The following is a 14,676-nucleotide window of genomic DNA, read 5'->3' as shown; positions in this document are numbered from 1 at the left end:
TGATCCGGTCCACACCGGTTTCGTTACGTAACAGCAGGTAAGGCAGCGATGGATTTCAACGCGACCCTGATCGGCGAAATGATTGCTTTCGCCATCCTCATCTGGTTCTGCGTCCAGTTCATCTGGCCGCACATCAACAAGGCCATCGAGGAACGGCAGATCAAGATCGCCGACGGCCTCAGCGCCGCCGAACGCGCGCACGCCGAGCTGAAGGACGCCGACACCAAGGTGGCGGACGAAATCCGCAAGGCGCGCCAGCAGGCGTCCGAGATCATCGACAAGGCGCAGCAGCAGGCCAACGGCATCCTCGACAAGGCCCGTGCCGACGCGATCGTCGAGATCAACCGCCTGAAGGCCGTGGCGCAGGACGACATCGCCGCGATGGCGCAGCAGGCGCGCGAGCAGCTGCGCGAGCGCGTGGGTGCGCTGGCTGTGCAGGGTGCCTCGAAGATCGTGCAGCGCGAGGTGGATGCCTCCACGCACAAGGCGTTGCTCGACCAGCTCGCCGCCGAGGTCTGATCCATGGCCCAGGCAATCACCCTCGCCCGTCCCTACGCTCGCGCCGCGTTCGAGCTGGCCCATGCCGGCGGCACGCTGCCTGCGTGGTCGCAGGCGCTGGCGTTCGCCGCCGCGGTGGCGCAGGACGCGCGCGTGGCCGTGCTCGGCACCGACCCGCGCGTGCAGCCCCCGCAGTTGGTAGCGCTGCACCTGCCGGCTGGCATGCCGTCGGATGCGCCGTTCGCGCATTTCCTGGGCGAAATGGCCGAGAGCCGCCGCATGGCGCTGCTGCCTGAAGTGGCGGCGCTGTACGAGGAGTACCGCCGCGAGTCCGAATCGCAGCTGCTGGTCAAGGTGACCAGTGCGATGGTCTTGGACGCCGCACAAACCGAGCAACTCAAGGTATCGCTGAAGCGCCGCTTCAAGCGCGAGATCGAACTGGAAACATCGGTCGATGCCTCGCTGCTGGCTGGCGTGGTGGTCGATACCGGCAATGAAGTGATCGACGGTTCCGCGCGCGGGCGCCTTGAGCGCCTGAGCAGCGTCCTGGCCTAGTTTCAAGCGAAATCCATTTCGCAAAAGAGCAAAACCGGCCGTCCATGGCCGGACAATCATAGGTTTCACGCGAAATCCGTTTCGCGAAGAGCAAAAACCAGCCATCCATGGCTGGACTCTTAAAAGAGCTTTCAAATTTCAGGATATCGACCCATGTCCAGCACCACCCTGAACCCGTCCGAGATCAGCGAACTGATCAAGAACCGCATCGAGCAGTTCAAGCTTGGCGCGGAAGCCCGCAACGAGGGCACGATCATCAGCGTGTCCGACGGCATCGTGCGCATCCACGGCCTGGCCGACGTGATGCAGGGCGAAATGATCGAACTGCCGGGCAACGCGTTTGCGCTGGCGCTGAATCTCGAGCGCGACTCGGTCGGCGCCGTGGTGCTGGGCGAATACCAGCATCTGCGCGAAGGCGACGTCGCCAAGACCACCGGCCGCATCCTTGAAGTGCCGGTCGGCCCCGAGCTGCTTGGCCGCGTGGTGGACGCGCTGGGCAACCCGATCGACGGCAAGGGTCCGCTCAACGCCAAGCTCAGCTCGCCGATCGAGAAGGTCGCGCCGGGCGTGGTGTGGCGCAAGTCGGTCGACCAGCCGGTGCAGACCGGTTACAAGTCGGTCGACTCGATGATTCCGATCGGCCGCGGCCAGCGCGAGCTGATCATCGGCGACCGCCAGACCGGCAAGACCGCGCTGGCGATCGACGCGATCATCAACCAGAAAGACTCGGGCATCTTCTCGATCTACGTGGCGATCGGCCAGAAGCGCTCGTCCATCGCCAACGTGGTACGCAAGCTCGAAGAGAACGGCGCGCTGGCCAACACCATCGTGGTGGTCGCCTCGGCCTCCGAATCGGCTGCGCTGCAGTACATCGCGCCGTACTCCGGCTGCGCCATGGGCGAATACTTCCGCGACCGCGGCCAGGACGCGCTGATCGTCTATGACGACCTGTCCAAGCAGGCCGTGGCCTATCGCCAGATCTCGCTGCTGCTGAAGCGTCCGCCGGGCCGCGAAGCCTACCCGGGCGACGTGTTCTATCTGCACTCGCGCCTGCTCGAGCGCGCCTCGCGCGTCAGCGAGGAGTACGTCGAGAAATTCACCAACGGCGAAGTGAAGGGCAAGACCGGTTCGCTCACCGCGCTGCCGGTCATCGAAACGCAGGCCGGCGACGTGTCCGCCTTCGTGCCGACCAACGTGATCTCGATCACCGACGGCCAGATCTTCCTCGAGACCGACCTGTTCAACGCGGGCATCCGCCCGGCCGTGAATGCCGGTATCTCGGTGTCGCGCGTGGGCGGTTCGGCGCAGACCAAGATCGTGAAGAAGCTGTCCGGCGGCGTGAAGCTGGCGCTGGCGCAGTACCGCGAACTGGCTGCGTTCGCGCAGTTCGCTTCCGACCTCGATCCGGCCACCCGCGCCCAGCTCGACCGCGGCCAGCGCGTGACCGAGCTGATGAAGCAGAAGCAGTACGCGCCGCTGTCGATCGCCGAGCTCGCGTTGTCGGTGTATGCCGCGGAGAAGGGTTACCTGGACGACTTGCCGGTGAACAAGGTGCTGGCGTTCGAGAAGGGCATGCACGACTTCTTCCATCAGAACCATGGTGATCTGATGAAGAAGATCGTCGCCACCGGCGACTGGAACAATGACATCGAGGGGACCTTCAAGTCCGGTCTCGACGAGTTCAAGAAGACCGGCAGCTGGTAATCCCAGGAACGGCGCGCCGGTCGTGAACCGGCATAGCACAGACCCGACAGGTTGAGGCATACGTGGCTAGCGGACGCGAAATCAAAACCAAGATCAAGAGCACGCAGAACATGCGCAAGGTGACGCGCGCGCTCGAGATGGTCTCGGCCTCGAAGATCCGCAAAGCGCAGGATCTTATGAAGGCCTCGCGTCCCTATGCGCGTTCCATGCGCAAGGTGATCGCACACGTGGCGCAGGCCAACACGGACTTCAAGCATCCGTTCCTGGTCGAGCGGGACAACGTCGCGCGCGTGGCCTACATCGTGGTGTCCACCGACCGCGGACTCTGCGGTGGCCTGAACTCCAATATGTTCCGCCGCCTGCTGCCCGCGATCCGCGAGTGGCAGGACAAGGGCGTGCAGGTCGACGTGCTGGCAATCGGCCAGAAGGCACTGCAATTCTTCCGCCGCATCAAGGGTGTGAACCTTGTCGGCAGCGTCACCCACCTGGGCGAGCGTCCCAAGCTCGAGCAGCTGGTCGGCGTCATCAAGGTGGTGCTGGATGCCTACGAGGCCAATGGCCTGGATCGGGTGTTCCTCGCCTACAACGACTTCGTCAACACCATGACGCAGAAGCCCACCATCGATGCGCTGCTGCCGCTGCCGCTGGTGGCGGCGGAGATGGAAGCGCAGCAGGCGTCCGGCGAGTCGGCGTATGCCGGCATCAAGCTGGAGCAGGCCCACGACTGGGACTACATCTACGAGCCCGATGCGCAGACCGTGCTGGAACACGTGCTGGGCCGCTACATCGAGTCGGTGGTGTACCAGGGTGTGCTGGAAAACCTCGCCAGCGAACACGCCGCGCGCATGGTCGCGATGAAGAGCGCGTCGGACAACGCGAACAAGGTGATCGACACGCTGACGCTGGTCTACAACAAGACCCGCCAGGCGGCGATCACGCAGGAAATCTCTGAAATTGTGGGTGGCGCTGCAGCGGTATAAGTGCGGTCATCCATGACCGCGAAGATCAAATGGGCGGCCATCCGTGGCCGCACTCTGAATAAAAGCAACCGCTTCGTGGTTGCACTAAACCAAGCGACGCTTCGTCGGCGCTGATACGAAATCACAAAGATCCATCCGGAGCACATCCATGAGCCAGGGCAAAGTTGTTCAGATCATCGGCGCAGTCATCGACGTCGAGTTCGCACGCGATCAGGTGCCGCAGGTGTATGACGCGCTGAAGATCGACGGCACCGAGATCACGCTGGAAGTGCAGCAGGTGCTGGGCGACGGCGTGGTGCGCACCATCGCGCTGGGTTCCACCGACGGCCTGAAGCGCGGCCTCGTGGCCCGCAACACCGGCGAAGGCATCAAGGTGCCGGTGGGCAACGCCACCCTGGGCCGCATCATGGACGTGCTCGGCAACCCGATCGACGAAGTCGGCCCGATCAACGCCGAAGACCGCTGGGTGATCCATCGCGAAGCGCCGTCGTATGCCGACCAGGCGCTGGCCAACGAATTGCTGGAAACCGGCATCAAGGTGATCGACCTGGTCTGCCCGTTCGCCAAGGGCGGCAAGGTCGGCCTGTTCGGCGGCGCCGGCGTGGGCAAGACCGTGAACATGCTCGAGCTGATCAACAACATCGCGACCCAGCACTCGGGCCTGTCGGTGTTCGCCGGCGTGGGCGAGCGCACCCGCGAAGGCAACGACTTCTACCACGAGATGCAGGACGCCGGCGTCGTCAAGCTGGACAACCTGCCGGAATCGAAGGTGGCGATGGTGTACGGCCAGATGAACGAGCCGCCGGGCAACCGCCTGCGCGTCGCGCTGACCGGCCTGACCATGGCCGAGTACTTCCGCGACCAGAAGGACGCGTCCGGCAAGGGCAAGGATGTGCTGTTCTTCGTGGACAACATCTACCGCTACACGCTGGCCGGTACCGAGGTGTCCGCGCTGCTCGGCCGCATGCCGTCCGCCGTGGGCTACCAGCCGACGCTGGCCGACGAAATGGGCGTGCTGCAGGAGCGCATCACCTCGACCAAAACCGGTTCGATCACCTCGATCCAGGCCGTGTACGTGCCTGCGGACGACCTGACCGATCCGTCGCCGGCCACCACCTTCGCGCATCTCGACTCCACCGTGACCCTGTCGCGCCAGATCGCCTCGCTGGGCATCTACCCGGCCGTGGATCCGCTGGACTCCACCAGCCGCCAGCTCGATCCCCAGGTGGTGGGCCAGGAGCACTACGACGTGGCCCGCCGCGTGCAGGGCATGCTGCAGCGCTACAAGGAGCTGAAGGACATCATCGCCATCCTCGGCATGGACGAACTGTCCGAAGAGGACAAGCAGGTGGTGGCGCGCGCCCGCAAGTGCGAGCGCTTCTTCAGCCAGCCGTTCCACGTGGCCGAAGTGTTCACCGGCGCGCCCGGCAAGTACGTGTCGCTGAAGGAAACCATCCGCGGCTTCAAGATGATCGTGGAAGGCGACGTCGATCACCTGCCCGAGCAGGCGTTCTACATGGTCGGCGGCATCGACGAAGCGATCAAGAAGGGCGAGGAGATGGGCGCGAAGAAGGCCGCGTAAGCGACCTCCTTCCGAACCCCTTCGAGCGCAGCGAGAACCATCATGACCACCACCATCCGCGTCGAAGTCGTCAGCGCCGAGGCCGCGATCTATTCCGGCGAGGCGACGATGGTCGTCGCCACCGGCGAAATCGGCGAGCTGGGCATCACGCCCCGCCACGCCCCGCTGATCACCCGCCTCAAGCCGGGCAAGGTCGTCGTGACCGAAGCCAACGGCGGGAAGATCGACATCTCGCTCACCGGCGGCGGCATCCTCGAGGTGCAGCCGCAGTCCGTCACGGTACTGGCCGACACGGCGATCCGTTCCGAGGACATCGACGAGGCCGCCGCACAGCGCGCCAAGAAGGAAGCCGAGGACGCGTTGGCCAACCGCAGCGATGCCGTTGAAGTGGCCGAGGCGCAGGCCAAGCTGGCGATGGCGATGGCGCAGCTGCAGGCGCTGGAGCGGTTGCGCAAGAACCTCAAGCACTGAGCTTCTGCGATCCAGCTGATCGCGAGGATCGGAGGAGCGGCCATCTACGGTCGCACTCCCGGCAAAAGGCCGCCGCTTCGTTTGGCGGCAAGCTGTTCGAAACGCCAGCCTCGTGCTGGCGTTTTTGCATTTGGCCGATGCCCGGACGATGGTTGGTTACTTCAAATTACAATTGTAGTCTGATAGCGTCGCGGTCGCCCGAAGCAAGGAGATGCACCGTGACGAAACGCATGAGTACGCCACTGGCCAGCCTGCTGGCGTTGGGTATGGCGGGTTGCGCCACCGTCGCTGCGCCGCCGTCCAAGGCGCCGAACGAAGGTTCTGCCAGCTATCGGATGCTAGACGATAGCCATATGGCGCACTACCAACTGGCAATAGGAGACATCGCTACGGGCGCCACACCGTTCCAGCGCATCCTGCCGGTCTACCCGCCGAGCCAACTCGCCGCTTGCGCGCCGATGCAAGAGGTAGATGCGCAGGTGATCGTCGACGAAACCGGCAAAGTGAGCGACGTTCGGGGTGTTCTCGCCGAAAACGGGTCGGCCACGCCGCCGTGGTCGCCATTCCTTGCCGCGGTGCGCACCGCCGTGCTGCAGTGGCGGTTCAATCCGCTGCGCATCAACCATTGGGCGGCCGACGCGGACGGCAATACCCACGAAGTCGACAGCACCACGAAACCTTTCAGCCTGATGTACGCATTCCGCTTCGAATGCCACGCCGGCAAGGCAACCGTGACATCTGCACCGACAAAAGGCTGAGCCGGCGTCGCTGATAGACTTCCAGGCCAGCACCCGTCAAGGCAGGCACGCATGAACAACACTCCGCTGCACGTCATTGTCCTCGCCGCCGGAGCGGGTACGCGCATGAAGTCCACGCGCCCCAAGGTGCTGATGCCGCTGGCCGGACGCCCCCTGCTCGGCCACGTGCTGGCCACCGCGCGCGCGCTGCAGCCGGTGGCGATCCACGTGGTCTATGGCCACGGCGGCGACCAGGTGCAGGCCGCGTTTGAGGGCCAGGGCGACCTGCACTGGGTGCTGCAGGCCGAACGCCTTGGCACCGGCCATGCTGTGGAGCAGGCGCTGCCTGACATACCCGACGATGCCCAGGTGCTGGTGCTCTACGGCGACGTGCCGCTGACCCGCGCCGACACCTTGCGCACGCTCGTGCAGGTGGAGGGCGGCTTCGGCCTGCTGGCGATCCGCGTCGCCGATCCGCGCGGCTATGGTCGCGTGCTGCGCGATGGCAATGGCCATGTGCGCTGCGTGGTCGAGGAGAAGGATGCCAGCGACGAGCAGCGAGCCATCGATGTGGTCAACACCGGCATCCTCGTCGCACCGGCTGCCGCGCTGCGCGTCTGGCTCGCCGGGCTCGACCGCGACAACGCGCAAGGCGAGTACTACCTCACCGACATCTTCGGCATGGCAAACGACGAAGGACGTCCCGCGCTTGGCGTCGAATGTCCCGATCCGTTGGAAGCCTCGGGCGCGAACGACGTACTGCAGCTTGCCGGACTGGAGACCGAATACCGGCGTCGCGCCACGCATGCGCTGATGCTGGCGGGCGTGCGCCTCGCCGATCCGGCGCGGATCGACGTGCGCGGCGAAATAAACCACGGCCACGACGTGGAAGTGGACGTCGACGTGATCCTCGAAGGCAGCGTGAGCCTCGGCGACGAAGTGCGCGTCGGCCCGTTCACCCGGCTGAAGGACGTGCGGCTCGCCGCCGGCACCGTGGTGCTGGCGCACTGCGACGTGGAAGGCGTAGTCACCCACGGTCCCTGCACCATCGGACCGTTTGCGCGACTGCGTTCCGGCACCGAACTCGACGCCGGCGTGCACGTGGGCAACTTCGTCGAAACCAAGAAGACCCGTATCGGCGAGGGCAGCAAGGCCAACCACCTTACCTACCTCGGCGACACCGTGATCGGCCGCGGCGTCAACGTCGGTGCCGGAACCATTACCTGCAACTACGACGGTGTGAACAAGTTCGCCACGCGAATCGAGGACGGCGCCTTCATCGGTTCCAACAGCGCCCTGGTGGCGCCGGTGACCATCGGTGCCCAGGCCACTATCGGTGCCGGTTCGGTCATTACCAAGGATGCAGCGGCGGGCGAACTTACCGTGGCGCGTGGGCGGCAGATCACGCTTTCCGGTTGGCAGCGGCCGACGAAGAAGGAATCGTGAGCCTGGCGGGATGGACGATGTCTCCGTGCACCGTCGTCGTGCTGTGCCAGCAGGCGCGGTCTCCGCAGCCTGTCATCGAGCCGCCGACATGCGGCATGCGCGACCAGGCCTGACGGCAGCGACGACAAGGCACGGTATCTGGAGCCCTCGGACAGGCCTTCAGGCGTAGCGCCAACCATCCAGCTCAACCAGCAGTTCGCTGCGGCACACGTCGCCATGCAGCAGCAGCACGGGCACGCCGGGCAGGCGTTGCTGGAGTTTTGCACGCACACGCGGTGCATCGATGGGGTGGCGTATGTAGGCTTTCAGCGGCGCGTGCGTGTCGAATCCGGCCGGCATGCCGGCACTGGCAAGCAGCGCCTCGAGGTTGAGCAGGATTTCGTCGAGTTGCGCGACGGTATCCCCCTCGTGGGCCGAAGCGTGACCCACCACGGCGGCGGTACCCGAGATAGCCAGGGCGTCCTCCGCTGGCAGGCGCATCGCGCGGGCGAAACCGGGCGAGGTGCGGCCGTACTGGCGCGGATAGCGCCATGCGCTGGTCTGGCGCGGGTTCTCCACCGCGGTGCCGGTACGCGCACTGGCAAGCAGGTAGACCTGCAGCAGATGCGGATCGCCGTGGTGGCCGATGGCGGTGGCGGCCGGATAGCCGGCGGCGAACCAATCGCCGCAACCCTCGGCGCGACCATCGCAGAACAACTTGTAGCGTTCGGCGTCGCCTTCGCCCCGGTTGATCGCGCCCTGATAGTTCCAGATGCGCAACACCTGCTGCTGCTCGTGGCCGCGGATGAAATCGCGCAACTGCGCGTAGGCAACGCGAGCCGCGCCGGCGGGGCCGCCGTGCGCACGCTCGTCCAATTCCAGCGCAGCAAACAGCCAGCCGCCGCCGATCGACCAGCGTAATGCGCCATCGCGGCCATGTTCCACCGGGCCATCCACCTGCCACAGCTCGCAGGGCGCAGATGTGTCGAAGGTCTCCAGCGGCACGCGCAGGAGGCGTGGGTCCGCGCTGCCGGCAGCGCGGTCGTCGAAGCCGAACACCGCCAATGTGCCGGGTTCGGCCAGCAGGGCGATGGCGTCGTCCATGCGATAGGAAACGTGCGGTGCGCGTACCGGGCCGCTCTCGACCCTCCTGCTTTCACGACCCTCGACCATGCTTGCAACCGGGAATGACAAGAGCGCCATGTTACACTTTGCCGCCGCTTTCCAACGTTTCGACGATGTTTTCCGAGCTTCTGCGCACATGGCCGAACTGACCGCTGCCCAGCACGAGCTGGCCACCCTGATCGTGGAAAGCCTGAACCTCGAGGCGGTCGATCCCGCAAAGATCAACCCTGATGCCCCGCTGTTCGACGGCGAGCTGGGGCTGGACTCCATCGACGCGCTGGAGATCGCGCTGGCGGTGTCCAAGCGCTATGGCTTCCAACTGCGTTCCGACCACCCCGACAACAAACGCATCTTCGCCAGCCTGCGCGAGCTGAGTGCATTTGTCGAAGCGCATCGCGGCCAGGGCTGAGGCCTCCCGCGCATGGGCGACACTACGCACTGGCGCGAGCAGCGCGAAGGCGGCGGACGCTTCGCATTGCGGTTGATCCTGGCGTTGGCGTTGCATGGCGGCCGTCGTTTTGCGCGGCTCCTGCTGTATCCGATCACGCTGTATTACTTCCTGCGCCGTGGCGCCGAGCGGCGTGCCTCGCGGCAGTACCTCGCGCGCGCGCTAGGCCGTCCACCGGGCGTGTGGGCGATGCTGCGCCAGTTCCATGGCTACGCGGCCACCACGCTAGACAGGGTTTTCCTGCTGGTCCGGGGCGAGCGCGGCTTCCATATCGAAGTCGAGGGTTTGGCGGAACTGGAACGTCGCCTGGACGAAGGGCGCGGCGTGCTGCTCATTGGTTCGCACCAGGGCAGCTTCGAAGCCTTGCGCGCGGTCAGCACGCGCCATCCCAGCGCGCAACTGCGGGTGGTGCTGGACAAAGGCAAGACGCCGATCATGACCGAGCTGCTGGAGGCCCTTGCACCCGACGTGGGCAAGGCCGTGATCGATGCCTCACGCGGCGGCGCCCACGTGGTGCTGGCTGCCGCCGAAGCCTGCCGGCAGGGCGCGATGGTGGCGCTGCTGGCCGATCGCGCGGGCGAACACGAAGCGCAGCGCAGCGTGGATTTCCTCGGCGCGCCCGCGCCGCTGCCGGTGGGGCCGTGGTTGCTGGCCAATGCGCTCCAGGTGCCGGTGCTGCTGTGCTTCGGCCTGTACCTCGGCGGCAACCGCTACCGGCTGGTGTTCGAGCCGTTCGCCGACCCCGTGGCGATTCCGCGCGACCAGCGCGGCCCCGCGCTGGATGTGCTGCTCGCGCGCTATGCCGCGCGGCTGGAACATTACGTGCGTGTGGTGCCATACAACTGGTTCAACTTCCACGACTTCTGGGCGGCAGGCGAATCCGCCGACCCGGGCGTTACACCCAATCGCGCGGCTTGAGGTAATCGGCCAGGCGGGCCTCTGCCGAACCCGGTCCGGGCTGGTACGCATACTCGAAGCGTACGCGCGGCGGCAGGCTCATCAGGATGGATTCGGTCCGTCCGCCGGATTGCAGGCCGAACAGGGTGCCGCGGTCGTAGACGAGGTTGAACTCCACGTAGCGGCCGCGGCGATAGAGCTGGAATTCGCGCTCGCGTTCGCCGTAGGGCGTGTCGTGGCGGCGTGCGGCGATGGGCAGGTACGCGTCGAGGAAACCCTGGCCAACGGCCCTGGTGAAGTCGAAGCAGCGCCCGAAGTCGCCTTCGTTGAGGTCGTCGTAGAACAGGCCGCCCACGCCGCGCGTTTCGCCGCGGTGCTTGAGATAGAAATAGTCGTCACACCACTTTTTATAGCGCGGGTAGACGTCCGCGCCGAACGGCGTGCAAAGGTCGCGTGCCACGCCATGCCAGTGCACGACGTCTTCGTCGAACGGGTAGAACGGCGTGAGGTCGAAACCGCCGCCGAACCACCACGCCGGTTCCATGCCTTCCTTGCTGGCCTCGAAATAGCGCACGTTGGCGTGTGCGGCAGGTACGTAAGGGTTCTTCGGGTGCAGCACCAGCGACACGCCGGTGGCGACGAAACTGCCGCCGGCAAGTTCCGGGCGGTGTGCAGTGGCGCTGGGTGGCAACGGCGTGCCGCTCACGCGCGAGAAGTTCACGCCGGCCTGTTCGAACAGTGCGCCGTCGCGCAGCACACGGGTACGACCGCCGCCGCCAGCGGCGCGCGTCCACGCGTCCTCGACAAAGCGCGCGGATCCGTCCAGCTGTTCTAGCTCGGTGCAGATGCGATCCTGCAGCGAACGCAGGAAGGCTTCGGCAAGGTCGGCTTGTTCGCTCATCGTTGACATCCGGTTTGCATCATTGCGAGCTTAGCAAGAGCGGACCCCGTTGCCGCTGCGGCGAGGCGTCGCGCGTCCTGCGATGGACCAAATGCACGGACCGCGCATGCGGTTCGTCGATGCGTGCGCTGCTGCCGGCGGCCCCCGTGGACTGGATGTGAGGTATTGCCGTTGCAACGTGTCGTCGACCATCGGTCCGGACCCGCAATGCAGATGGCGTCGGGTGACGCAATGGCTGTGATCGCCCAACACCGGAATCCATACCTGAACGACGGGCGCGCGCAAGCTAGGCAGCCAGGCAGGCGCTCGCTAGGCTGATGCGATGACGACACCGACGATTCCGCTGGCGATCAGTGCCAGCACCGTCAGCTCCGCGCTTGGTCGTGGGTTGGCGGCGCAGCTCGCGGCACTGCGGCAGGGTCGCACGGGATTGCGGCGCAATGATTTCGGCAGCGCGCCGCAGCTGGGCTGGATTGGCCGCGTGGACGGCGTGGAAGCCGTGGCGCTGCCGCCCGCGCTGGCCGATTGGGATTGCCGCAACAACCGCCTCGCCTGGCTCGGCCTGCAGCAGGACGGGTTCCTCGACCGCGTGCATGATGCCCGCCAACGTCACGGCGCGCGCCGCGTGGCGCTGTTGCTTGGCACCTCCACCGCCAGCATCGGCGCCACCGAGGAAGCCTATCGCCGCCTCGATGCTGCGGGGCGCTTCCCCACCGACCTGCGCCAGCCCGCACTGCATGCGCCGCATTCGCTGGGAGCCTTCGTCGCCGCGGCATTGGCTCTGCAGGGGCCGTGCCTCACGATTTCCACCGCCTGTTCGTCCAGCGCCAAGGTGTTCGCCAGCGCGGCGCGCATGATCGCATTGGGCCTGGCCGATGCGGCGGTGGTGGGCGGGGTGGACAGCCTGTGCGACAACGTGCTCTTCGGTTTCAACGCATTGGAGCTGATCTCGCCCGACGCCTGTCGCCCGTTCGACGCGAACCGCGACGGGATTTCGCTTGGCGAGGCCGCCGGTTTCACGCTGCTGGAACGCATCGACACCGCGCCACACGCACCGCGCCTGCTCGGTTATGGCGAGGCCAGCGACGCGTGGCATATGTCGTCGCCGCATCCCGACGGCCACGGTGCGGAGCTGGCGCTGGATGCTGCGCTGGCGCGCGCCGGCATCCACGCGTCGCAGGTCGATTACCTGAACCTGCACGGCACCGCCAGCCGCGCGAACGACGCGATGGAAGCCGCTCTGGTGGCGCGCCGTTTCCCGGCGACCACACGCGTGAGCTCCACCAAGGGCTGCACCGGCCACACGCTGGGCGCGGCGGGCATCGTGGAAGCGACGATCGCGCTGCAGGCCATCGAACACGGCTTCGTACCCGGCAACGTCGGTGTGGCCACGCCCGATCCCGCCTGCAGCGCGCAGTTCGCGTGGCAAGGCGAGGAACGCCGCGTGGACGTGGCACTCAGCAACTCCTTCGGTTTCGGCGGCAACAATGCCTGCCTCGTGTTCGGACGCGCACCATGACGTCGATGGAGCTGCATGTCGAGGGCATCGGCCTGTGGTCGCCACGTCTTGGCGACTTCGCCGCGCTGCGTGCCCTGCTTGCAGGCGAAGCACCTGCCGCGTCCGATGCACCCATTGCCGCGCTGCTGCCTGCGAACGAACGCCGCCGTGCGCCCGGCAGCGTGCGCCTGGCGGTGGAAGTGGCCGGTCAGGCGCTGGGCATGGGGGGTTACGATCCGACCGCCCTGGCTTGCGTGTTCGCCTCGGCCCACGGCGACCAGTCCATCACCGACGAAATCTGCGCCACATTGGCGCGCGCGCCCACGGAGCTGTCGCCCACCCGTTTCCACCATTCCGTGCACAACGCGTCGGCTGGTTACTGGACCATCGCCACGGGCTGCCGCGCCCCATCCAGCGCCATGTGCGCGGGTGCGCACACCTTCGGCGCCGCGCTGCTGGAAGCGGCGACGCAGGCGCTGGCCGAACAACGCCCGGTGCTGCTGGTGTGCAGCGATACTGCTGGAAGCGGGCCGTTGCTGGAGATGACCGGCTGCGGCAGCGCCTTCGGTTGTGCCTTGCTTCTGACGCCCGAGGCTGGCGCGAACGCGCTTGCGCGCTTGCGCTTGCGGATGGCGGACGATTGTCCCGCGCCTACGCCGGCGCCTGCCGCACTCCGGGACGAAGCGGCCGGCAACCCCTGCGCCGCCGCGTTGCCGCTGCTCGCCCTGCTCGCCACGCGGGGCGGCGTCTGCCGCGTCGGCTGCGCCACGGCGATGGATCTGCTCGTCGACGTCGAGGTCGCCGATTGAGCGCGTCCCTGCCCCGCTGGTGCGTGCTGATCCCCTGCCTCGACGAAGAGGCGGCGATCCGCCGCGTAGTCGAATCCGTGCTCGCGCTGGGCGCGCCCGTGATCGTGGTGGACGACGGCTCGACGGATCGCACGCCGGAAATCCTGGCGGCGCTGCCGGTCACGCTGCTTCGCCACGACGAACGTCGCGGCAAGGGCGAGGCGTTGCGCGATGGCTTCCGCGAAGCGTTGCGCCTGGGCTACGAAGCCGTGCTGACCATGGATGGCGATGGCCAGCATCTGGCGTCCGACATCCCGAGCATCGTGGCCGCCGCCGCCGCGCATCCCGGCGACCTGGTAATCGCCGCGCGCCTGCTCGACAAGGCGCAGCAGCCGCAGAGCCGCCGTCGCGCCAACGCCGTCGCCGACTGGGGTATTTCATGGGGATGCGGCCAGCCGGTGGCGGACACGCAAAGCGGACAGCGCTGGTATCCGCGTGCGGCGCTGGATCTGGTCGATCTCGCCGCGCAGGATTTCGTATTCGAAGCGGCTATCCTCATCGCTGCTTCGCGCGAGCTGCAGATGGGTGTGGTGTCGGTGCCGATCGCTTCGCGTTATCCCTTGGATGCGCGTCCCAGCCATTTGCGCCCGGTGCTCGACACCATGCGCATCACGCTCTACACAATTGGTCGTGTGCTGCATTACGGGCAGGTGGTGGAGAGCTATCGGCGATCGCATGCGGCGCCGCGGATAGTTCGAAGGTAGTGCTGCGCTTGGGAGAGCTGGTGCTTTCGCGAGGAACAAGGCGGTTTCGTCTGCCTGCCGACGGCTGGACCACTTCTCTTTTGCGTGCCCATGCGGAAGCGTGGGCGAACGGCAAATCCGACCCCGAGTCAAAGAGAAGTAGCCAAGAGAAAAACGCGCTCCGCGAAGACGCTCTCCGGGCATCGCGCCCTGCGGGTGCGTGAGAGGTGGAACCGGCTTTCCGGCCGGCCTCCTGCCTGATCGAAAAGGCATCGCCGCTCATAGCGATGTTCGTTGTATGGCCTGATCGTCCATGCCTCACCG

General features: G+C 66.4%; 15 protein-coding genes. 13 read left to right on the top strand and 2 right to left on the bottom strand.

Annotated features, from left to right (window positions below; genetic code table 11):
- Nucleotides 1–48: 48 nt before the first annotated feature.
- The 8 genes from IHE49_RS06140 (at nt 49) to glmU (ending at nt 7,973) form a co-directional block, all read left to right on the top strand.
- Nucleotides 49–519: a F0F1 ATP synthase subunit B gene (locus tag IHE49_RS06140; protein ID WP_192155933.1), complete on the top strand. Its 471-nt coding sequence runs from the start codon at nt 49–51 to the stop codon at nt 517–519.
- 3 nt (nt 520–522) lie between these two features.
- Nucleotides 523–1,053: a F0F1 ATP synthase subunit delta gene (locus IHE49_RS06135; protein WP_192155931.1), complete on the top strand. Its 531-nt coding sequence runs from the start codon at nt 523–525 to the stop codon at nt 1,051–1,053.
- A gap of 153 nt (nt 1,054–1,206) precedes the next feature.
- Nucleotides 1,207–2,757 carry a F0F1 ATP synthase subunit alpha gene (atpA, locus tag IHE49_RS06130; protein ID WP_192155930.1) on the top strand — a complete coding sequence of 517 codons (1,551 nt, stop codon included), beginning with the start codon at nt 1,207–1,209 and terminating at the stop codon, nt 2,755–2,757.
- A 62-nt stretch (nt 2,758–2,819) separates the two neighbouring features.
- Nucleotides 2,820–3,737 (top strand): F0F1 ATP synthase subunit gamma, encoded by a 918-nt coding sequence (gene atpG, locus IHE49_RS06125; RefSeq protein ID WP_192155928.1) that lies wholly within the window; start codon nt 2,820–2,822, stop codon nt 3,735–3,737.
- 148 nt (nt 3,738–3,885) lie between these two features.
- Entirely contained in the window at nt 3,886–5,319 is a 1,434-nt protein-coding gene (atpD, locus tag IHE49_RS06120) for a F0F1 ATP synthase subunit beta (RefSeq protein ID WP_192155926.1), read from the top strand.
- A gap of 42 nt (nt 5,320–5,361) precedes the next feature.
- Complete coding sequence (locus IHE49_RS06115) at nt 5,362–5,790, top strand: F0F1 ATP synthase subunit epsilon (RefSeq protein WP_192155924.1); 429 nt, start codon at nt 5,362–5,364, stop codon at nt 5,788–5,790.
- A gap of 218 nt (nt 5,791–6,008) precedes the next feature.
- Nucleotides 6,009–6,548, top strand: a complete 540-nt coding sequence (locus tag IHE49_RS06110) for a hypothetical protein (protein WP_343227546.1) — start codon at nt 6,009–6,011, stop codon at nt 6,546–6,548.
- Nucleotides 6,549–6,599: 51 nt separating this feature from the next.
- On the top strand, nt 6,600–7,973 hold the full coding sequence (gene glmU / locus IHE49_RS06105; RefSeq protein ID WP_192155922.1) for a bifunctional UDP-N-acetylglucosamine diphosphorylase/glucosamine-1-phosphate N-acetyltransferase GlmU: 1,374 nt from the start codon (nt 6,600–6,602) through the stop codon (nt 7,971–7,973).
- Between the two features lie 159 nt (nt 7,974–8,132).
- On the opposite strand, the gene IHE49_RS06100 is transcribed toward glmU, so the two are convergent.
- Nucleotides 8,133–9,125 carry a pteridine-dependent deoxygenase gene (locus tag IHE49_RS06100; protein ID WP_192155920.1) on the bottom strand — a complete coding sequence of 331 codons (993 nt, stop codon included), beginning with the start codon at nt 9,123–9,125 and terminating at the stop codon, nt 8,133–8,135.
- An 88-nt stretch (nt 9,126–9,213) separates the two neighbouring features.
- Here IHE49_RS06100 and IHE49_RS06095 point away from each other — a divergent pair, with 88 nt between their 5' ends.
- Together IHE49_RS06095 and IHE49_RS06090 are read left to right on the top strand one after the other, a co-directional pair.
- The gene (locus tag IHE49_RS06095; RefSeq protein ID WP_192155918.1) at nt 9,214–9,486 is read left to right on the top strand and encodes a phosphopantetheine-binding protein; all 273 of its coding nucleotides are present in this window, start codon (nt 9,214–9,216) and stop codon (nt 9,484–9,486) included.
- 12 nt (nt 9,487–9,498) lie between these two features.
- A complete protein-coding gene (locus IHE49_RS06090; protein WP_192155916.1) occupies nt 9,499–10,443 on the top strand; it encodes an acyltransferase in 945 nt (314 codons plus the stop codon).
- Here the strand turns inward: IHE49_RS06090 and hemF are convergent.
- On the bottom strand, nt 10,421–11,323 hold the full coding sequence (gene hemF, locus IHE49_RS06085; protein ID WP_192155914.1) for an oxygen-dependent coproporphyrinogen oxidase: 903 nt from the start codon (nt 11,321–11,323) through the stop codon (nt 10,421–10,423). The two genes, IHE49_RS06090 and hemF, sit on opposite strands and share 23 nt — an antisense overlap.
- Nucleotides 11,324–11,645: 322 nt before the next feature.
- Here hemF and IHE49_RS06080 point away from each other — a divergent pair, with 322 nt between their 5' ends.
- Genes IHE49_RS06080 through IHE49_RS06070 form a run of 3 tightly spaced genes read left to right on the top strand, consistent with a single transcriptional unit; the run spans nt 11,646 to nt 14,373 of the window.
- Nucleotides 11,646–12,842 (top strand): beta-ketoacyl-[acyl-carrier-protein] synthase family protein, encoded by a 1,197-nt coding sequence (locus IHE49_RS06080; RefSeq protein ID WP_192155912.1) that lies wholly within the window; start codon nt 11,646–11,648, stop codon nt 12,840–12,842.
- Nucleotides 12,839–13,630 carry a beta-ketoacyl synthase chain length factor gene (locus IHE49_RS06075; RefSeq protein ID WP_192155910.1) on the top strand — a complete coding sequence of 264 codons (792 nt, stop codon included), beginning with the start codon at nt 12,839–12,841 and terminating at the stop codon, nt 13,628–13,630. Before IHE49_RS06080 ends, IHE49_RS06075 begins: the two co-directional genes overlap by 4 nt.
- Nucleotides 13,627–14,373 (top strand): glycosyltransferase family 2 protein, encoded by a 747-nt coding sequence (locus IHE49_RS06070; RefSeq protein ID WP_192155908.1) that lies wholly within the window; start codon nt 13,627–13,629, stop codon nt 14,371–14,373. Before IHE49_RS06075 ends, IHE49_RS06070 begins: the two co-directional genes overlap by 4 nt.
- The last annotated feature ends 303 nt before the right edge of the window (nt 14,374–14,676 follow it).

Origin of the sequence: Rhodanobacter sp. 7MK24, from assembly GCF_014842995.1 — a bacterium.
Lineage (GTDB): Bacteria > Pseudomonadota > Gammaproteobacteria > Xanthomonadales > Rhodanobacteraceae > Rhodanobacter_A.
The sequence above is the reverse complement of the archived record's forward strand: the minus strand, read 5'-3'. Positions and strand labels throughout refer to the sequence as shown.